The 18,329-nt window shown below is 65.8% G+C and carries 17 protein-coding genes; 5 read left to right on the top strand and 12 right to left on the bottom strand.

Translation table 11 applies throughout. The features are described from left to right. Together ACQPZ2_RS25770 and ACQPZ2_RS25765 are read right to left on the bottom strand one after the other, a co-directional pair. Positions 1-663: a heme oxygenase (biliverdin-producing) gene (locus ACQPZ2_RS25770; RefSeq protein ID WP_433520794.1), complete on the bottom strand. Its 663-nt coding sequence runs from the start codon at positions 661-663 to the stop codon at positions 1-3. A 96-nt stretch (positions 664-759) separates the two neighbouring features. Continuing rightward, complete coding sequence (locus ACQPZ2_RS25765; RefSeq protein ID WP_433520793.1) at positions 760-2,304, bottom strand: threonine/serine ThrE exporter family protein; 1,545 nt, start codon at positions 2,302-2,304, stop codon at positions 760-762. A 146-nt stretch (positions 2,305-2,450) separates the two neighbouring features. Between ACQPZ2_RS25765 and ACQPZ2_RS25760 the strand changes: the two genes are divergently transcribed. Continuing rightward, a complete protein-coding gene (locus ACQPZ2_RS25760) occupies positions 2,451-3,305 on the top strand; it encodes a TIGR03619 family F420-dependent LLM class oxidoreductase (protein ID WP_433520792.1) in 855 nt (284 codons plus the stop codon). Between the two features lie 27 nt (positions 3,306-3,332). Here the strand turns inward: ACQPZ2_RS25760 and ACQPZ2_RS25755 are convergent, their stop codons facing one another. Continuing rightward, positions 3,333-5,255, bottom strand: a complete 1,923-nt coding sequence (locus tag ACQPZ2_RS25755) for a VWA domain-containing protein (RefSeq protein ID WP_433520791.1) — start codon at positions 5,253-5,255, stop codon at positions 3,333-3,335. A 112-nt stretch (positions 5,256-5,367) separates the two neighbouring features. Further along, complete coding sequence (locus ACQPZ2_RS25750) at positions 5,368-5,619, bottom strand: hypothetical protein (RefSeq protein WP_433520790.1); 252 nt, start codon at positions 5,617-5,619, stop codon at positions 5,368-5,370. 69 nt (positions 5,620-5,688) lie between these two features. Here ACQPZ2_RS25750 and ACQPZ2_RS25745 point away from each other — a divergent pair, with 69 nt between their 5' ends. Next, positions 5,689-5,901, top strand: coding sequence for a helix-turn-helix domain-containing protein (locus ACQPZ2_RS25745; RefSeq protein WP_433520789.1), 213 nt, complete (start codon positions 5,689-5,691; stop codon positions 5,899-5,901). Between the two features lie 30 nt (positions 5,902-5,931). On the opposite strand, the gene ACQPZ2_RS25740 is transcribed toward ACQPZ2_RS25745, so the two are convergent. From ACQPZ2_RS25740 to ACQPZ2_RS25730, 3 genes are read right to left on the bottom strand one after another with little or no spacing between them, the layout of a single operon-like run. Next, the gene (locus ACQPZ2_RS25740; RefSeq protein ID WP_433520788.1) at positions 5,932-7,569 is read right to left on the bottom strand and encodes an ABC transporter permease; all 1,638 of its coding nucleotides are present in this window, start codon (positions 7,567-7,569) and stop codon (positions 5,932-5,934) included. Beyond that, positions 7,566-8,498, bottom strand: a complete 933-nt coding sequence (locus ACQPZ2_RS25735) for an ABC transporter ATP-binding protein (protein WP_387292740.1) — start codon at positions 8,496-8,498, stop codon at positions 7,566-7,568. Before ACQPZ2_RS25735 ends, ACQPZ2_RS25740 begins: the two co-directional genes overlap by 4 nt. Next, positions 8,498-9,133, bottom strand: coding sequence for a TetR family transcriptional regulator (locus ACQPZ2_RS25730; protein WP_433520787.1), 636 nt, complete (start codon positions 9,131-9,133; stop codon positions 8,498-8,500). Before ACQPZ2_RS25730 ends, ACQPZ2_RS25735 begins: the two co-directional genes overlap by 1 nt. 229 nt (positions 9,134-9,362) lie before the next feature. Here ACQPZ2_RS25730 and ACQPZ2_RS25725 point away from each other — a divergent pair, with 229 nt between their 5' ends. Beyond that, entirely contained in the window at positions 9,363-11,315 is a 1,953-nt protein-coding gene (locus ACQPZ2_RS25725; protein WP_433520786.1) for an acyl-CoA dehydrogenase family protein, read from the top strand. 30 nt (positions 11,316-11,345) lie between these two features. Here the strand turns inward: ACQPZ2_RS25725 and ACQPZ2_RS25720 are convergent, their stop codons facing one another. After that, positions 11,346-12,239, bottom strand: coding sequence for an IS982 family transposase (locus ACQPZ2_RS25720; RefSeq protein WP_433520785.1), 894 nt, complete (start codon positions 12,237-12,239; stop codon positions 11,346-11,348). A 62-nt stretch (positions 12,240-12,301) separates the two neighbouring features. Then, positions 12,302-12,940, bottom strand: a complete 639-nt coding sequence (locus ACQPZ2_RS25715) for a phosphatase PAP2 family protein (RefSeq protein ID WP_433520784.1) — start codon at positions 12,938-12,940, stop codon at positions 12,302-12,304. 47 nt (positions 12,941-12,987) lie between these two features. Here ACQPZ2_RS25715 and ACQPZ2_RS25710 point away from each other — a divergent pair, with 47 nt between their 5' ends. After that, on the top strand, positions 12,988-13,260 hold the full coding sequence (locus tag ACQPZ2_RS25710) for a hypothetical protein (RefSeq protein ID WP_433520783.1): 273 nt from the start codon (positions 12,988-12,990) through the stop codon (positions 13,258-13,260). On the opposite strand, the gene ACQPZ2_RS25705 is transcribed toward ACQPZ2_RS25710, so the two are convergent. From ACQPZ2_RS25705 to ACQPZ2_RS25695, 3 genes are all read right to left on the bottom strand, one after another. Next, entirely contained in the window at positions 13,229-14,131 is a 903-nt protein-coding gene (locus ACQPZ2_RS25705) for a nuclease-related domain-containing protein (RefSeq protein ID WP_433520782.1), read from the bottom strand. The genes ACQPZ2_RS25710 and ACQPZ2_RS25705 overlap by 32 nt on opposite strands. A 90-nt stretch (positions 14,132-14,221) precedes the next feature. Then, a complete protein-coding gene (locus ACQPZ2_RS25700; RefSeq protein WP_433520781.1) occupies positions 14,222-15,622 on the bottom strand; it encodes a DUF2252 domain-containing protein in 1,401 nt (466 codons plus the stop codon). A 149-nt stretch (positions 15,623-15,771) separates the two neighbouring features. After that, a complete protein-coding gene (locus ACQPZ2_RS25695; RefSeq protein WP_433520780.1) occupies positions 15,772-17,466 on the bottom strand; it encodes a GMC oxidoreductase in 1,695 nt (564 codons plus the stop codon). A 270-nt stretch (positions 17,467-17,736) separates the two neighbouring features. On the opposite strand from ACQPZ2_RS25695, the gene ACQPZ2_RS25690 reads away from it, so the two are divergent. Then, the gene (locus tag ACQPZ2_RS25690) at positions 17,737-18,306 is read left to right on the top strand and encodes a CDP-alcohol phosphatidyltransferase family protein (protein ID WP_063037448.1); all 570 of its coding nucleotides are present in this window, start codon (positions 17,737-17,739) and stop codon (positions 18,304-18,306) included. The last annotated feature ends 23 nt before the right edge of the window (positions 18,307-18,329 follow it).

The following is an 18,329-nucleotide window of genomic DNA, read 5'->3' as shown; positions in this document are numbered from 1 at the left end:
TCAGCTGGGGCGGCGGGCCGGGAATTCGGCGGCGAGTTCGGCGAATACCGCGGTATTCAGCGCGAAGGCCCGCTGTCCCTCGTCGAGCACCCGGCGGCGTTCTAGATCATCGAGCGGCGATTGGTCGAGCAGACCGCGGTATTCGCGTTTGAAGGCCGCCGGATTGCCGAGCGCGTCGAAGACGTAGAAGCGCACGCCGTCGCCGCGATGCGGGAGATTCCACAACTTCTCGGCGGTCCCCCGGATGACCTGGCCGCCCGAGAGGTCGCCGAGATAGCGGGTGTAGTGGTGCGCGATGTACCCGGCGGGCCACTCGCGGGCGCATTCGTCGATGCGGGCGGCGTAGGCGGCCGTGGCCGGCAGCGCTTCGAGGGCGTCGCGCCAGTCGGGGCCGATGAGGTGCGCGAGGTCGCGTTCGAGCTCCGCGGTCCTGGCCAGTTCGGTACGGATGAACGGACCCGCGATCGGATCGTCGGCCAAGGCGTCCCAGCGGTCTTCCAAGGCGTGGTAGATGAACCAGAGTTGGGCGGTGTAGCGGTGGTAGGAATCGATGCCGAGTTCGCCGCCGAGCATGTCACTGATGAACGAGGAGTTCTCCGCCTCTTCGTGCTGCTGTGCGGTGGCGGTGCGGATCGCCGTGGAGAACGGGACCGTATCCGACATTTCTGAACCACCTCACTGGATCCGACGAGCGAGGGCTTTGGGCACCCTAACTAATTCGAATAACCATACCGGCTGACCCTGGCAGCCAACTGTGCATCATGATCGACGGCCGGATTCCCGACGCCCCGGGTGGCGCGGGAGTCGGCGTATGCGCACGATGACCGGTCGGCGGATCGAGCCGAATCGGCTCAGGATGCGCGGCCTGCGCACGGTGCGGTCGAACCACTCGCCGAGGGTGACGCCCGCGGCCAGCGCGCAACCGACGCCGACCGCCGCGAGCACCTGATTGGCTCCGATCAGCAGCTCGTCGTTGAGCAGGGCATAGAGCCCGCGATACACCTTCAGGCCCGGCAGCAGCGGGGTGATGCCCGCGAGCGCGACGACCAGCGGGGGAGTCAGGGCCCGGCGCGCCATCAGGCCACCGGCCAGACCGACCAGCGTCGCGGCGACCGCGGAGGAGATCACCGGACCGAAGCCGAGATGCTGTACGAGCAGAAAACAGATGGTGCCCGCGGCACCGCCGAATGCGGCGGCGGCGAGCGCACGACGCTCGGCGTAGCAGGCGAGCGCGAACGCCAGCGCGGCCACCGCACCGGCCGCGATCTTGATCGGCAGATCGGTGATATCGCGGCTGGAGGTCAGATAGACCGGCGGAATCGTGGCGCCGAGGATATCGCCCACCCGCAGTGCCATCGCGATGCCCGCGATAATGCCGCCGGTCATCATCATGACCTCGAGCATGCGGGCGGTCGCGGTGATCGGTGCGCCGGTTATCGCGTCCTGCACCGCGCCGACCAGCTGCAACCCACTGAGCAGCACGGTGATTCCGGCGGCGATGACCAATGTCGGGTCGACATCGATATGCAGGGTTGCCGCCAGGGTGGCCAGCAGCAGCGCCGGTGTCGCCGCGACGGCGCCGCCCACCACATGCTGGAAGAAGAACGGCAGACCGTAACGGTTCAGGACGCGATTGACGCGGTCGATGGCCAGGGTGGTGCCGAAGCTGACCGCGGCGACGAGCCAGCCGCCGCCGAGCAGCGCCGCGATCGATGCGGCGAGCAGCGACCAGCCGAAGGTGGCGACCCAGCGGTGGTATGGATGCGGCGCGGAGGTGATCGCGTCCAGGCGGGCACGCGCGTCGGCGGGTGGGACGACCTCATTGCGGATGCGGCGGGTGAGCCGGTCGACCGCGGCGAGGCGGGTGAGGTCCAGTGAGCGGTATTTGACCACCCGCATGGTGCTGGCGGGCGGCAGCAGGGGACCGCGGTCGGCCCAGATCCTGATCGCGTCATAGGTGACGTCGATATCGCAGCGGGCCAGTCCGTAGGTGGCGGCGATGAAGCGCACCTGGGTCATCGTGTCGTTGACGCCCGTACCCGAGGCGAGCACCACCTCGCCGACCCGCACCGCCAGATCGAGCACCTCGGCGACGCGCGCATCGTCGGTGAGGTCGATCGGCTGCAGCGGCGTCGGCGCGGCGACGATGTGGTCGGCGGTGGCCGGACGGTCGGCGACCAGCAGATCGACCGCCTGCTTGACGACCGGAACGCGGGGTGCGCGGAGGAAGCGCAATCGCGGCCGCCTGGCCGCCTGATCGCCCGGGGCGGTGTCGTCTCCTCCTGGAAATGTGTCCGGACCCATGAGCGCGACCGTAGTCAACCGAGGCAGTGGTTCGCATCCGTGGTGGTCCGAGGGACCATTCGGTGGCTAGACGGATGTCCGGACACTTGGTCGGAGCCGGGAAAAGTGATAGAACTTGTTCTAATTTGCAGATGGGAGCGTGCACGGTGCGGTACGGAATTGTGTTGTTCACCAGTGACCGGGGCATTACGCCCGCCGATGCGGCCGTGGCCGCCGAACAAGCCGGATTCGACGCCTTCTACGTGCCCGAACACACCCATATCCCGGTGGTTCGGGCGGCGGCGCACCCGCGCACCGGGGATGCGAGCCTGCCCGACGACCGGTATCTGCGCACGCTGGACCCGTGGGTCGCGCTGGCCACCGCGGCGGCGGTCACCAGCCGGATCACGCTCTCCACCGCAGTCGCCCTGCCTGCCGAACACCATCCGATCACCCTGGCCAAAACGCTCGCCTCGCTGGATCATCTGTCCGGCGGCCGGGTCAGCCTCGGCGTCGGTTTCGGTTGGAATACCGACGAAATGGCGCATCACGGGGTGCCCGCGAACAAGCGCAGGACGGTACTGCGTGAACATCTGGATGCCATGCGCGCATTGTGGTCGGAGGAGGAGGCCAGCTTCGCGGGACAGTTCGTGAATTTCGGGCCGAGCTGGTCCTGGCCCAAGCCGGTGCAGAAGCGGATCCCGGTGATTCTCGGCGCGGCCGGGACCGAGCAGTCGTTCACCTGGCTGGCCAAGAACGCGGACGCCTGGCTGACCACGCCCACCGAGGACGGCCTCGGGGAGAAAATCGAACTGCTGCACCGAGTTTGGCGCGAACACGAGCGCGAGGGCAGCCCGGAGATCATCGCGCTGGCCGGACGTCACGATGCGGCGCAGCTCGCGCAGTGGGCCGAATTGGGTATCACCGAAGCGGTCTTCGGCCTGCCGGACCGCGATGCCGATGACGTACGCGCATACCTGACCCGCCTCGCCGGAAAGCTCGGTCTAGAAGGAGCCCGCTGACACCCGTAGGGGCCAGCGGGCCTTCCACTAACGGCGTCGCCTGCGTGCCACGAGCAATCCGATCAGCACACCGGCCACGCCGATGATCGCAACGCCGATCACGCCGATCGCTATCAAGGCGGTCGACGAATTCGATTCGGACGCTCTCGATTCCGCGACCGCGGGGGCCGCACCGGGTGTGCGGCTCGTCGGTGTCTTCACGCCGGTCGAATTCTCACCGAAAACGCCCTCGCCGATGGTGCTCGCGTACGTCGGACCGTTCTCCTTGGTATCGGTAACGGTGAGATCCAATTGCACCGGCACCGCGCGGTTTTCGCCCTGTTCGAAGGTCGAGCCGAGTTTGACGGCAATGTAATACCAACCGGCCACCGCCTCCCGCCGTGACTCCAACTGGTCGGCCTTGCGGTTGTTGTACCGAATCGGCACCGTGGCTATCGCCTTGTTCGTCGGCAGTACCCCCTCGGTGCCGGTATAGGACGAGAAGTCCGAATCGATCTCCTCGCGGATCGGGCTGTAGAGGCTGGTCCGAATATTGGAGAGGTTGTCGAGTCCGCGACCGCCGTTGGCTCCGAACCGAACTCGATACGCCAGGCCCTGACCCCAGTCCAATCTGACACGATAGAACACGAATTCACCCGGCTGGAGCGTATCGGTGTAGCGACCGCCGCCCGGCAGCGTTGCGGCCACGGTGAACGACGAGCCGCCGGATACCGGCGTACCCGCACCGCTGGGGTCGACGAAGCTCGTCGGCGGTGCGACCGCCACCGGACCGGTGTCGCTCACCGCGGGCTCGATACCGACGATCAGTTCGATCGGAAGTCGTTCCGGCACACCGGCGGATACCTTCTCCCAGGTCAATTGGAAGTAGTAGCGGCCGCCGCCCTTGCATTTGTCGGAGCCGCTATTGCCCTTGCGTTCCTTGGTCGCACCGTCGAAGGCCTTGGCCACGGTGAGCGCGGCGCCGTCGCTGGATTTGGTGGAAAGTTCGGATTCGAAGACATTGCAATCCTCGCCGTCCGCACCGTAGACCCGCATTTGCAGGGTGTTCAGATCGTCGGTCGGGGAGATATCGCGCAATCGCGGAAAGGAAAGGGTGCCACTGAAATACGCGGTCGCACCCGCCGGGACATCGACTGCCCAGTAGCGCTTTTCCTGCTGACCGATGGTGTCCAGATATTGGCCCGGGGTCGCGACCGGTGCCGCGCCGTAGGTCGGTGCGCCGGTGATCGGTATGCCGACGGCCTGGTAATTGCGCAGGGCGGCCGAAGAGACGCGCGGCAGTGTCCGTTCGAGCGCGGGACCGTCGGCGGCATCGCTGTAGGTACCGCCGGTGGCCTGCGCCATGCAGGTCAGTTGCGCGCGGGCCTTGGCGTCGACGGCGAATCCGATGGTGTGCACGATGAGATCGAGCCCCTGCTTTTTCAATTCGCGCGCGACCTCACAGGGTTCGGGCGGGGAGCAGGTGTCGTCGCCGTCGGAGACCAGGACGATCGAGCGCGGTCCCGATTTGGGCAGTGTCTCGGCGGCCTGGCGCAGTGCAGTGCCCATCGGCGTCCAGCCACTGGCCTTGATCCCGTCGACCGCGCTGATCAATGCGGACCGGTCCAGGGTTTCGGGTTTGTGCAGGACCCGGACGTCACGGCACCCGGATGCCTTCTCCGCCTCGGCATTTCCGGTGTTCGTGCCGTAAACGGTCAGTCCGACTCGGGAATCCGCGGGTGCGGAGCCGACGAAGTTGCGCACGGCATTTTTGGCGGCATCCATCATCGTGCCCGCCGGATCGGGGCGCTGCATGGAGCCGGACGCGTCCAGAATGAGCATGGTCGGCGCGTACTGCGGGTTGTCCGGACTCTGCTGTGCCTGCGCGGGCAGTGCCGCGACGGCGAGTCCGATCAAACCCGCGGCAGTGGCCGCGGTCAGTCGGGTAAAGCGCTGGGTAATTCTCGACATATGCCTCGTCTGCTTATTTCGCTTTGGTAACGAAGCAGACGTTACCCATAGCGGGGCGGTGTTCCCATTGGTGAAACGGGTACTGGCGTAACCGATTGTCGGTATCGGCTGGTCAAGCTGTCACGGCGACATTCCAGGACTCGGCGTAGCGGCCAGCGCGGTGCAGGAGTTCATCGTGGGTGCCCTGTTCGGCGATCCGGTCGCCGTCCAGGAAGACGATGCGATCGGCGCGTTGAACCGTCCGGGCCGATGCGCGACCAGTGCCACCGTCCGGTCCGCCATCAGGCGCTCGCGCGATCGCCACCGCGCGTGCCCCGATCGTCCACCACGACGAACTGGGCGCGTTGGCCTTGCTCGCGCACATACCCTGGAACGCTATGCGCGACAACGCCGATGTGATCGCGATCACACGAATGGCAGGCACCCGGAGGATTTGGAGACGCTGGAGGTCTACTGCGCCACCGGCTCACGGAGCCGGGCCGCGAAATTGCTGCATCTGCATCACAGCAGCGTCTCGCGTCGAATCGGCCAGATCGGAAAGATGCTGGGCATCGACCTCACCGACCCCACCGGCCTGACCCGGGCCGGACTCGCCCTCACCGGGTGGCGGCTCCTCGACGACTCAGTGCCCCGCAACGAGCGATGAAACTCGTTGCGGGGCACTGCTATCCGAATCTCAGCGCAGATCGCGGCGGCGGAAGCCCGCGATCCCGATCCCGAGCAGAACGACCACGATCCCGAGCAGCCACAGGATCGGTGTGGCCTCGAACGATGAGCCGGGCAGCTTCGGCGGGTGCACGAAGGGGACGAGATCGCGGACCCACTGCGGTAGTCCGTCGAGTGCGCCGATGACGAAGATGATGATCATCGTGCTCAGCACGCCCCAGGCGACCGGCGTGTAGCGGGGTGCGAGCCCGTAGATCGCCGCCGTGATCGCGGTGAGCACCCACACCGCGGGCAGTTGCACTGCCGCTGCGCCGAGGCAGTCACCGAGCTTGCCCGCCAGATCGCCGTCGGAGATGCCGTAGATGACTCCGACCGCCGCACCCGCGAGGAACAGCAGCACCACCGGTCCGAGCAGCGCGATGCCGATATGGCTGAGCGCGTAGCGTTCCCGGCTCACCGAACCGGCCAGCGTTGCCTCGGCGCGCTGGCTCGACTCCTCCTCGTGCAGCCGCAGCACCGCCGAGATGGAGTAGGCCGATGCCGCGATGGCCAGCATGCTGAGGGCGAAGGTGATGAACGAATTCTGCAGCACATCCGTGCCGCCCATCCGGTTGATCACATCGCGGACCTGCTTGCTGTTGTCGAGCATGTCGCCAACGCTGTTGATAGCGCCACCCATCAGCGATCCGTAGAGCAGGAAGCCGATGGACCAAGCCAGCAGAGAGCCGCGCTGTAGCCGCCACGCGAGCCCCGATGGACCAGACAGCGTGGGGGCCGCGACCGGTTCGCCGGGCCGCTCGGCGAGCAGGCCTGATCCGGTATCACGTTGCCGCAGTAGCATATACGCGGCGATCGTGGTCACGATGGCGACGGTGAGCAGCGGAATCAACACCCACCAGCGCTCATCCGCGTACGGCCGCATATTGATACACCAGCCGAGCGGCGAAAACCACGACAGCACACCGTTTCCGGCGTCGCCGACCGCGCGCAGCGCGAAGGCCGTGCCGAGTGCGCCGAACGCCACCCCGCGCGCGACCCGCGCACCCACGCTCACCTGTGCCGCGATGGCGGCGACCCCGGCCCAGACCAGGCCGGAACTGCCGAGGGTCGCGCCGTAGGCCAGCGAACCGGCGGCGGGCAGGTCACTGCCGAAGAGCGCGAGAGCGCTCAGGATGGCGACGATCAGACAGCCGGTCGCCGTCATGATCATGGCGGCGGTCAACCCCGCATAGCGGCCGATACTCGTGGCGCCGACCAATTCCGCGCGACCGGTCTCCTCCTCGACCCGGGTGTGCCGGATGACGGTGAGGATCGTCGCGATCGCCATCATCGCGTAGAACGGACCGGCCTTCCACAGCCCGACCGAGCCCAGATCGGTGCTGAAGACCGGCCCGTACATGGCAATGAGCGCCGGGCTTTCCATGACCGACCGCGCCGCATGATCGAGGTCGGCCTGCGTGGTGTAAACGGCCTTGGCGCTGCTGACATAGGCAGCAGGCAGCAGGCCGAAAGCAAATACCCACAGCGGCAAAACAATTCGGTCGCGACGCAGGAACAGTCGCAGCAGTTGGGCGGTACCGGCGAAGTCGGCCGACCCGCGCACGGCGGGCGTGGCGTAATGCCTGCCGCCCACGGTTGCGGTTGTCATGATCCCACCTTCTCCATTGTCGCCCGCGCCTGCTCGGACGTCGCACCGTCGACGTGGTAATGCCGCATGAACAGCTCCTCCAGCGTCGGCGGCGCACTGGTGAGGCTGCGCACTCCGGCATCGCCGAGGATCCGGATCAATTCGCCGAGATGTTCCCCGTCCACCTGGCAGCGCAGCGTCGAACCGTCGCGTTCGATGTCCTCGACACCCGGAACGCGGCTGAGATCGCCTGGGTCGCCGAGCAATTCGGCGGTGATGGAGGTGCGCGACAGATGGCGCATATCCGCGAGCGATCCGCTTTCCACGGTGCGCCCGGCCCGGATGATGGTCACCCGGTCGCAGAGCACCTCCACCTCGGAGAGGATATGGCTGGAGAGCAGGACCGTGGTGCCGCGCTGTTTGGCCTCTTCGACGCATTCGCGAAAGACCTGCTCCATCAATGGATCCAGGCCCGAGGTCGGTTCGTCGAGTAGCAGCAGGCGCACATCGGAGGCAAGCGCGGAGATCAGCGCGACCTTCTGCCGGTTGCCCTTGGAGTAGGTGCGTGCCTTCTTGCGCGGATCCAGGTCGAATCGCTCGATGAGTTCGGTGCGACGCTGCGGGTTGATTTCACCGCGCATTCTGGCCAATAGGTCGATGGTCTCCCCGCCGGATAAAGATGGCCATAGTGTGACATCGCCTGGTACATAGGCGATTTCGCGGTGCAGCTCGACCGCATCGGTCCAGGGGTCGCGCCCGAGCAGCCGGGCCTCGCCGGAGCTGGCGCGCAGGATCCCCAGCAGGATACGGATGGTGGTCGACTTACCCGCGCCGTTCGGGCCGAGGAAGCCGTGGATTTCGCCCTCGCGGACCGCGAGATCCAGCCCGGTCAGGGCGGCGAAGTGGCCGAAGTTCTTGTGCAGATCGCGAACTTCGATGATGTCGGACATCAGGTCTCCTTGGTAAGGGTGTCCAAAATCGTTGGGTCGGTCAGGAATCCCTGGGCGTAGAGCTCCGCGGCGGGCAGCATGAACTCCTCGGTCAAGGTGCGAACGAGCTTGCGGTAGTCCAGCTTTTCGCCGCGTTGCTGCAGCAGGGTGAAATACAGAACGGTCGCGCCGACATTGACCATCGTCAGATATTTGGCTCGCGCGGCCGGATCACGGCTCGGCTTGAGGGTGCCCGCCTCGACGCCTGCCTGGATGTAGTCCTCGGCATCCGAGATCATGTGTTCGAGCAATGATTCGGCCAAGGGTCCGCCCGCCTGCAGGCTGCGCACCATGTAGGCGACCAGCGGGCCGTAAGCCTCGATCTCGGACATCGCGTCGAGCATGCTTTTCGCGACGTTCGTCTCGGTGGCGGTCTTCCACTTCTGGTCCCGGATCAACTCCAGCACCCGGTCGTCGCAGGCGGCCCGCAGGCCGTCCTTGGAGCCGAAGTGATGGTTGACCAGTCCGGGGGAGACACCGGCCGCTGCGGCGATCGCCCGCACTCCGACCTGGAATCCGCTGTCACCGAACACCTCGATCGCGATATCGCGAATGCGGGCGGCAGTGGTGAGATCCGAATTCGGGGTCGACGTCACGCGGCGCCTCCTAGATCGGCGGGTCCTTGCGATACGGCTCTCTGGTTGAACACATGTTTAGTATATTAAACACGCGTTCAATGGTAAGCAAGTGTTCGGCGAAGATGTCGTGTCACGATATTTTTGACGGCAGAACGTGCTGGTCAGCGCCTTGGACACGGAGGTGGAGGTCGGCATCTCATCGGCGCTTGCCGGCCGCTGGACGTCAGCGAAACGCTACTGTCGGGGTATGCCTGACACCGAGAACGTCTCCACATCGGACCACCTCCGCGACGCACTCGACGGTCCATGGCGCGCGGTTCGCGCCGAGGCCAGGGTGCAACTGGCCGGAGACCAGTTCACCGGCGATCCGTATCTCGACTACCGTGCGGCACGGGCAAGGGTGCTCGAGCAGATGCGGGCGATCGCATCGATGGGCTACGCGGAGCGCGGGTTCCGACGCGAGAACGGAGGCACGGGGGAGCCGGGGGAGGCGGTGACAGGGCTGGAGATGCTCGCGTACGCCGACCTGTCGCTGTGGGTGAAATCGGGTGTGCAGTGGGGCTTGTTCGGCGGGGCCGTGGAGAACCTCGGGACCGAACGGCATCGCGATGTGGTCAAGCGGCTGATATCGCTGGATCTGCTCGGCTGTTTCGCGATGACCGAATCCGGGCACGGCAGCGATGTCGCGAATCTGGAGACGACCGCGACCTACGATCCGCAGACTCAGGAGTTCGTCGTCCATTCACCGACACCGTCGGCTCGTAAGGATTACATCGGCGGCGCGGCCGAACATGCCGGGATGGCAGCGGTTTTCGCGCAGTTGATCACCGAGGGGACGAGCCAGGGCGTGCACTGCTTCCTGGTGCCGATCCGGGATGAGCACGGCGCCGATCTGCCGGGCGTGACCACCTACGACGACGGTCTCAAGGGCGGCCTGCTCGGTGTCGACAACGGCCGCATCGTCTTCGATCAGGTACGCATCCCCCGGGAGAACCTGCTGAACCGATACGCCGATGTCGCCCCCGACGGCACCTACAGCTCCGATATCGAGAACCCGAGCCGCCGATTCTTCACCACGCTGGGCACTCTCGTGCGCGGGCGGGTCAGCGTCGGCGGTGCGGCCGCGGCCGGTGCGCGGGTCGCATTGAGCATCGCCACGCGATACGCACTGAAGCGCCGCCAATTCTCGGATCCGGACAGCGGCCAGGAGACCTTGCTGCTCGACTACCGCAGTCAACAGCGACGGCTACTGCCCTTGATCGCCCGGTCGTATGCGCTTGCCTTCGCGCAGAACGATCTGGTCCGCCGCATGCACCTCGTGCAGACCGGTCAGGATCTCGATCCCGGCGCACAGCGCGCCCTGGAGAAGCGGGCCGCCGGACTCAAGGTCGCACAGACCGGATTCGCCACCCGTGCCATTCAGGAATGTCGCGAAGCCTGCGGCGGCGCAGGCTATCTCACCGAGAACCGGCTCGTGACACTGAAGGCCGATACCGATGTGTTCACCACCTTCGAGGGCGACAATGTCGTACTCACCCAGTTGGTGGCCAAGGAACTGCTCACCGCCTACTCCGATGAGATCCGTGATCTGGACGCGCTCGGCTGGGTGCGCTTCGCCGCCACCATGGCCGGTGATGTGGTCCGCAAGCGTTCCGGTGTGCGCCAACTGATCCAGACGCTGCGCGACCGCAGTGACGACACGGTCGACGACGGCGATCTGTCCCGCCGCTCGGTGCAGCTGCAGCTGTTCGCCGACCGCGAGGACTATCTGGTGCGCACCGCCGGACACCGGCTGCGTGCCCGCGCGAAGGACACCGCACCGTTCGAGGCATTCAACAATGCGCAGGACCACATTCTCGCCGCGGGCGCCGCGCATATCGATCGACTGATTCTCGAGGCGTTCATCGAAGGTATTGCCGGAATCGCGGATCCGGAGGCGCGCGAACTCGCCGAGACCGTCTGCGATCTGTACGTCTACTCGATGCTCGAGGAGAACCAGGCGTGGTTCATCATGCACCGGTTCATGTCGGTGGAACGGGCGAAGGCCGTGCGTCGCGGTGTCAATGAACTGGTCGACCGGCTGCGCCCGGATGCGCTGACGCTGGTCGAGGGGATGGGGGTGCCGGAGAGCATGCTGCGTGCGGCACTGCTGGATGATGCGAGCGTGTTCGATCGGACCAGTAGTCGTACGACTGTGTAGCGGATCTAGACGAGTAAGTCCGAAGGCCGGTCAGTGATCGTAAGCGATCAGCGACCGGGTGATTGGTGCGCCGATCAGGGTGTTGTGCCAGATCGCGGTGGCCATCGCCAGGATGCGCTGGGCAACGCGGATCGCCACGCCCTGGTAGGAATGTCCGCCGTGGTCTTCCAGGTCGAGCTGGCCTTTGAGAGTGTCGTTGACCGACTCGATCAACTGGCGGACCTTTTTCAGTAACGGCTCACCGTATCGGGTTTTCTCGTCCTTGCGGGACGGGCGAAGCATGGTGATCCCGTACTCGCCCACCAGTGTTTCGAACTCACGGCCCGCGAAGCCCTTATCGCAGATCAACAGGATGCCCTCGTGCTCAGCGGCTACAGCTGAATCGACTTCGAGCATGGCCGAAAGCACCTCGCGTTCACCGATTTTCGGGTCTGCTAGGGCCCACAGGATCGGCATTCCGGCCGGGGTACACACCAGATACAGTTTCAGCCCCCAGTAGAAGCGGGAGTGGGAAGCGCAGTAGCCGTAGCCGGCCCACCCGGCCAGCTCCGACCGCTTCACCGTGGGTCGGGACATGCCACACGGCACCGGAGTCGAGTCCACGATCCAGCAGTCGTCGAGCCAGAAATCGCTGGCGCGAGCCAGCATTCGGATCACCCGCTTGACCAGTCCCAACGCGTTGCGCAGCCGCTTGTTGTACCCGGACTGCTGCGGCAGGTACGGGAACATCCCGGTCAGATGCTTGCGGGCGTAGCGCAGCCAGTGCGATTCGGAGGTGAATCCGAGCAGCGACTGGGCCACCGCCAGGCACACCAGTTCCGAGTCGGTCAGCACCGGTGGCCGCCCCGTCCAGCGTGGACCCGCCAATTCATCGTCGATTTTCACGTACAGTGCGGTCAGGAGGGCGTCAAGGTCGTTCGTCACACAATGGTCTTCGGCGCCCTCCGTCCATGTCCAGGCAACGCCGGGACTTCGGACTTACTCGTCTAGGAGTCGACGCGCGCCTGCTCCGAGAGAAATCGCTCGGTAAGTTTCCAGCAGACGACGACCAGTGCGATCGCCACCGCCGTGCCGCCGAGAATATCGGTGGGCAGGTGGTAGCCGAGGCCGATCATGCCGACCGCGGCGCAGACCAGTGCGGCGGTGGCGATCACGATGGTGCCGACGCGCGCCCGCGTCGAGTCGGTCAACACGACGAACGTGGTGGCGATCGCGACCAGATGCACGGTATGTCCGCTCGGATACGCGAGATAGTCGTGCAACGGTCGATCCCACAGCGGTTTGAGCACCCAACTGTTGATTCCGACCACAACCTCGGGTATCGCCACCATCGCCACAGCTCGCCGCCACTGCCCCCGATGGCCGAGCCAGGCGGCGGCCGCGAGCAATAGCGGTATCAGGATGTAGCCGTTGCTCGGGATCACCATCGCCTCGTAGCCGCCGGGATGTTCGTCCAGCGCCGAGTGGATCGGCTCGGCGAGCTCGCGATCCAGATCGGTGGCCGCGCCGTCGCAGGGAAAGGTGAGCGGCAGCGTTACGGCGATGCCGACGCCGACGAGCACCACGCACAGCGCGACGAGGTTCGCTCGTATCGCGACGAGCAAAGCCTTCCATTCGACGATCACCGCTCGACGATAAGGCACCCGCGAACAGCGCCATCGGTCGCGCGCAAATGACTGCCCCTGCCGCCTCCGTACTCCATTGGGCCTGGATCCAGTGCGCTCGGGCCCACTACGGCGCGGGCGTCTGCGATACCGGAGCCGCGACGCTCACCATCGCCGCCGGGCATCTGCGTGCGGTACATGGCATTCCGCGACCGGCCCGCGACCAGCGCCTGACCGAATACCGGAATGCGCTGGGCGAGTCCGGATTTCGGGATGCGACACAGTCCGCGGAACAGCCGACGTCCGTCCTCACCCCGGCCCGTAGGTCAATACCGCGGTGATCACGAACCAGATCACCCACGCGAAGGCGATGAGCATGCCCGTCGCCAGCGTGATGCGCATGAACGCCCGCCCCATGTCCATATCACCGGCCTGTCGCGGATACAGCTTCCACGGGCTGTACCAGGGCGCCTCGATGACCAGGGCCGATGCGTCGGCATCCTTTTCGGCCCGCGCCAGCTCCTCGGCATAGGCCTCCGCCTGCGCCTGGTTCGGGCCGCCGTGCCACAGCGTGATATCGATCGGGCCGAGGAAGCCCTCGTTGACCAGATCCTGCGGGGCCGGCAGGGCGGGCAGGATGCCCAGGCTGCGGAAGGCCACCGCGACATCGTTGGCCGTCCACAGGTGGATGTTCTTTTCGGCATCGGCCAGCGTCTCGAAATAATGCCGCAGCCGTTCCGGATCGCTGCCGAGGATCACATCGAAACTCGGATCGCTCCACTCCTGTTTGACCGACAGCTCGGCGCCGCGCAGCGGCACGATCAGCGCGACACCGTGCACGGCGCGTTGACCGAGACCGCGCGCGGCCAGCCAATTCTGCAGTGCGAGTGTGTGTTCGCGCGATCTGTCCAGCGGGGTGCGGCGATCGCGGGCCTCGCTGGCGATCGGTGCGCCGGAGATAGTCCACGGACCGCTGAGCGGCACCTCCAGCACGCCGTCCTGACGCGCGACCAGCGCCTCGGCCTCGATCACCACGCAACTGGTCGGGGTCCAGACCACCGCGTCGAACTGATGCAGCCGATCGTTGTGGAACAGACTGCAATTCACCGTAGCGACGCCATGCGGGCTGGCGGGATCCTTCCAGGTGCGCAGCCAGTCGATCAGCGCCCGCTCGGCATTGGTGCCTGCCGGGTTCTGTACTCGCACGAGCATTCGCGACCGCCCTTCACGTCATCACTCGATGGTGGCAAGGATACGGACAACTCTGCCCGGTTCGCCGCGCCTATGACCAGACGCGGCGTGTCACTGCGGTTGTTCCGCGGCGATCTTTCCAGCCCGCACCGCATCGACCAATTCGGCGTGGTCGGCCTCGGTCCGATCGGCATAGCGAACCGCGAAGCGCGCGACGGCATCCTCGAACGCCTCGTCACCGTCGAAATACCCGGCGAGCAGGCGCGGATCGAGGGAACGCGAATGTGCGCGAGCCAGTAGCGCACCGGCCAGCCTGCCGTAATCGTCGAGATCGTCCGAGGACAGCTCGGCCGGATCGATACTGCCCTTCATATTGCGGAACTGGCGCACCGTGAACGGTAGCTCGCCGGTCTCCAAGCGCAGTGTGGTCCAGCCGAGCAGGATATCGGTTTCGGACTGAACCAGCCTGGCGCCCTGCACGATTCGCTCACCCTCGTGCGCGGGCGGCGGCGCGGGCAGGAATGGCGCCAGCGCCGAGGGGTTGGCCTGTTTCAGCTGCAGTACCAGAGCCTCGCCGTCATTGCCGTGCAACAGTGCAACATAGCTGTGCAGTCCGACGCTTCCGGTTCCGACAATGCGGAAGGCAGTGTCGGACACCGCGAATCGGGCCAGCAGATTGCGCCGGGACTCGCGCAGGGTGTCGCCGTAGCGCTCCAGCCCGTCGATGATCTCCTCGGCGACCTTGGCGTCGACCGTCGTGAGAATCGGTGGGGCAATGACAAACCGATGCTTGCGGCTCGTAGTCTGGTGGTCCTCCAGATGTTCGGTCCACTTCTCGACCACCTTGGCGCTGGTGTTCTTGCGCGCCTTCTTCGCAGCCTTCTTGAAGTCGTCGAGCAGATCATCGGCCCTTGCCCTACTGATGATCGACTCGTCCGGCAGCGCGCTCCACGATTCCATGAACGGCTGCTCGGCGAGATGATCGATGGCGAGGCGATAGCTGCGCGCCGCATCCCGCGCGGCCCGCAGGCAATCGTCTTCGGCCGCACCGCCTTCGCGGCCCGCCAGCACCAGACTGGCGGCGAGCCGCTCCAGATCCCACTCCCACGGGCCGACGATCGTCTCGTCGAAATCATTGATGTCCATGACGATTTCGCCGCGTGGCGTGCCGTACAGACCGAAATTCGCGGCGTGCGCGTCACCGCAGATCTGCGCGGGCACGCCGGTGTCCGGACTGCCCGCGAGATCGGCGGCCATCAACCCGGCCGCACCGCGATAGAAGGTGAACGGCGAGGCGAGCATGCGACCGACCCGCAACGGAATCAGATGCGGCAGCCGACCGGCATTGCTCGCGGCGATGAAGTCGAGCACGTCCGGTCGCGTGGACCAGGTGACCGCTCGATCCCGGGCAGCGACCGGAACCCGCTGCCGCAGCGCCCGCCCGCGGGCGCGGACGTCCTCGGCAGGAACATAAGAGCGAAGATCAACACCACCGTCCAACACTGTGCTCATTTTGCCGCGCCTGCGGCGCGGCGTGTTCGCGGCCCCCTGGTGTGCGGTGACCTCGCATTCGCGAGACGGGCCGCGAACGTCGCTCGTAAGACTCGCTCCGCGGTGGTCGAGCGAGATGGGTATCGGGGCGCCTAACGTACCCAGCCTGCTCAGGTGGCGGGCACCACAGGGTCGACCGGTGCGATCGGCAATCGCAATGCGCCGGGGGCGGATGCGGGCACCGTCGGATGGTTCGGGGCGACGGGGGAGATCCGCTGATATGCCGAACCCAGTTCGGGGCGCGGATCGGCCTCGTTTCTATTGGGCCAGAAGGCCATTGCGCGCTCGGCCTGTGCGGTGATCGTCAGCGACGGATTGACACCGAGGTTCGCCGTCACCGCCGAACCGTCCGCGACATGCAGCCCGGGATGTCCGAAGACCCGCTGATACGGGTCGACCACACCGGCCTCCGGACCCTCGCCGATCACACAACCGCCGATGTAATGCGCGGTGGCCGGGATATTCAGCACATCCATGATCAGGCCGTGGGTATCGCCGTTCACCTTGGCACCGAACCGGCGGCCGATATCGTGCGCCAGCGGAATCCAGGTCGGATTCGGTTCGCCGGTGCCCTGTTTGGTCTTCAACTGACCGCGCTTGCGGTAGGAGGTCAGCGAATTGTCCAGTGACTGCATCACCAGCAGGATCACCGATTTCTCCGAGGCATGGCGAGCATTGAGACTGCGCAGGAAAACCAACGGATGCAACACGATTGCCAGCAGGAAGCGCAGGAATCGGAACGCCCCGCCGTCCACGATCGGCACCGACATCGGGAACAGCGCGTTCTGCCCCTTGCCGTAATGGCAGACCTCGATGTGGGTATCGGCCTCCGGATGGATCGAGGAGGTGATCGCGATGCCCTCGGCGAAATCGCGGCGCGAGCGGCTCACCACATTGAGGATCGCCTCGGAATTGCTGCGGGTCAGCTCACCGAGGCGCGGCGACAGATCCGGCAGTATCGCCTCGTCGCGCATCTTGTGCAGCAACTTCTGCGTGCCGAGCGCCGCACCGGCGAATACCACCTGCTCGGCGGTAAATATCTTGCGCTGCTTGCGGATCCAGCGATCGGAGCGCTCGGTCTCGACCGCATATCCGCCGCCGGACAGCGGCCGCACCGCGGTCGCGGTGGTCAGCGGATGTACTTCGGCACCGGCCTTTTCGGCCAGATACAGGTAATTCGTCGTGGTGGTGTTCTTGGCGTTGTTCGGGCAGCCGGTGAAACATTGCGCGCAGTGCACGCAGCCGCGGCGGTGCGGTCCCGCGCCGCCGAAGTAGGGATCTTCGACCTCGGTTCCCGGATCGGTCTCGTTGAAGAAGACACCCACATTGGTCGGGTGGAAGGTATGGCCGACGCCCAGATCGTCGGCGATCTCCTTGATCACCTCGTCGGCGGGTGTCATCCGCGGATTCGGGGCCACGCCGAGCATGCGCTGCGCCTGGTCGTAGTACGGCGCCAGTTCGGCCTTCCAGTCGGTGATATGGGCCCACTGCTTATCGGTGTAGAAGTTCGGCAGCGGCTCGTAGAGGGTGTTGCCGTAGATGAGCGAACCACCGCCGACGCCCGCGCCGGAAAAGACCGCGCATTTACCGAGCACACTGATCCGCTGCGGTCCGGTCAAACCGAGCCGCGGCGCCCAGATCGATTTGCGCACATTCCAATTCGTCTTCGGAATATCCTCGGCGGGCCAGCGCCGTCCGGCCTCGAGCACGCCGACCCGGTAGCCCTTCTCGGTCAGGCGCAGCGCACTGACACTGCCGCCGAATCCGGAGCCGATCACTACCACGTCGTAGTCGAATGCTGGCATGGTTTCCCTCTCTGAACCGTGCGACAACCGTATGAGATGGTTCCACACTCATTCTGTCACCCGGGTCGATGCGGCGTATCGCACAGCGGGTAGGTACCGAAAGTATGCGCGACCGGCGTGCCCGGATGGCGTGAACCGGGGTCGGTGCGGTATGCACGGGCTGTGACAACCGAATCGGGGAAAACGGAACCGGGCGAATGCGCCGGCTCCGGCGCGGGCAACCCGGGAAAAGCGGGCGATCCGGCCGCGGGCGGCGTCTTCGCCGACCGCATCTTCACCGTTCCCAATGTCCTGAGCGTATTGCGACTGGCCGGTGTGCCACTTTTCCTGTGGTTGCTGCTGGTGGTGCGCGCCGACGGCTGGGCGTTTACGCTGCTGGTGCTCAGCGGCGTCACCGACTTCCTGGACGGCAAACTGGCCCGGCTGCTCGACCAGTCGTCGCGACTCGGCGCACTGCTCGATCCGTTCGTGGATCGGCTGTACCTGGTGACCACGCTGGCCGCATTCGTGATCCGCGGGTTGCTGCCCTGGTGGGTCGCGGTGATCCTGATCGGCCGCGATGCCGTCCTGACCTTGACTCTTTCGGTGTACAAACGCCGCCAACTGGATCCACCCGAGGTCATCTACCTGGGTAAAGCCGCGACCTTCGCGCTGATGTCGGCGCTGCCGTGGTTGCTGGCCGGTCAGATGGATTGGGCGCTGGCAGGTTTCGGTCGTGCCTTCGGCGGGGCATTCCTGGTCTGGGGCACGGCGGTGTATGTGTGGACCGGCGTGCTCTACATCTGGAAGGCTTTCGCCGTCGCGCGAGCGATACCGGCTGTGCCACACCGCAGTGAGTAGCGATTAGAGTTGCGTGGAACCCG

It is taken from the genome of Nocardia pseudovaccinii, from assembly GCF_050942345.1.
Taxonomy (GTDB): Bacteria; Actinomycetota; Actinomycetes; order Mycobacteriales; family Mycobacteriaceae; genus Nocardia; species Nocardia pseudovaccinii.
Note: the sequence above shows the minus strand (reverse complement) of the source record. Positions and strands in the feature narration are given on the sequence as shown.

Excerpts from the sequence above, each read along its gene's own strand:
- ACQPZ2_RS25770 (WP_433520794.1), bottom strand. The coding sequence starts at position 663 with ATGTCGGATACGGTCCCGTTCTCCACGGCGATCCGCACCGCCACCGCA.
- ACQPZ2_RS25735 (WP_387292740.1), bottom strand. The coding sequence starts at position 8,498 with ATGTCCGACATCATCGAAGTTCGCGATCTGCACAAGAACTTCGGCCAC.
- ACQPZ2_RS25700 (WP_433520781.1), bottom strand. The coding sequence starts at position 15,622 with ATGAGCACAGTGTTGGACGGTGGTGTTGATCTTCGCTCTTATGTTCCT.
- ACQPZ2_RS25750 (WP_433520790.1), bottom strand. The coding sequence starts at position 5,619 with ATGTGCGCGAGCAAGGCCAACGCGCCCAGTTCGTCGTGGTGGACGATC.
- ACQPZ2_RS25710 (WP_433520783.1), top strand. The coding sequence starts at position 12,988 with ATGACTGCCCCTGCCGCCTCCGTACTCCATTGGGCCTGGATCCAGTGC.
- ACQPZ2_RS25695 (WP_433520780.1), bottom strand. The coding sequence starts at position 17,466 with ATGCCAGCATTCGACTACGACGTGGTAGTGATCGGCTCCGGATTCGGC.
- ACQPZ2_RS25705 (WP_433520782.1), bottom strand. The coding sequence starts at position 14,131 with ATGCTCGTGCGAGTACAGAACCCGGCAGGCACCAATGCCGAGCGGGCG.
- ACQPZ2_RS25765 (WP_433520793.1), bottom strand. The coding sequence starts at position 2,304 with ATGGGTCCGGACACATTTCCAGGAGGAGACGACACCGCCCCGGGCGAT.
- ACQPZ2_RS25755 (WP_433520791.1), bottom strand. The coding sequence starts at position 5,255 with ATGTCGAGAATTACCCAGCGCTTTACCCGACTGACCGCGGCCACTGCC.
- ACQPZ2_RS25725 (WP_433520786.1), top strand. The coding sequence starts at position 9,363 with ATGCCTGACACCGAGAACGTCTCCACATCGGACCACCTCCGCGACGCA.
- ACQPZ2_RS25740 (WP_433520788.1), bottom strand. The coding sequence starts at position 7,569 with ATGACAACCGCAACCGTGGGCGGCAGGCATTACGCCACGCCCGCCGTG.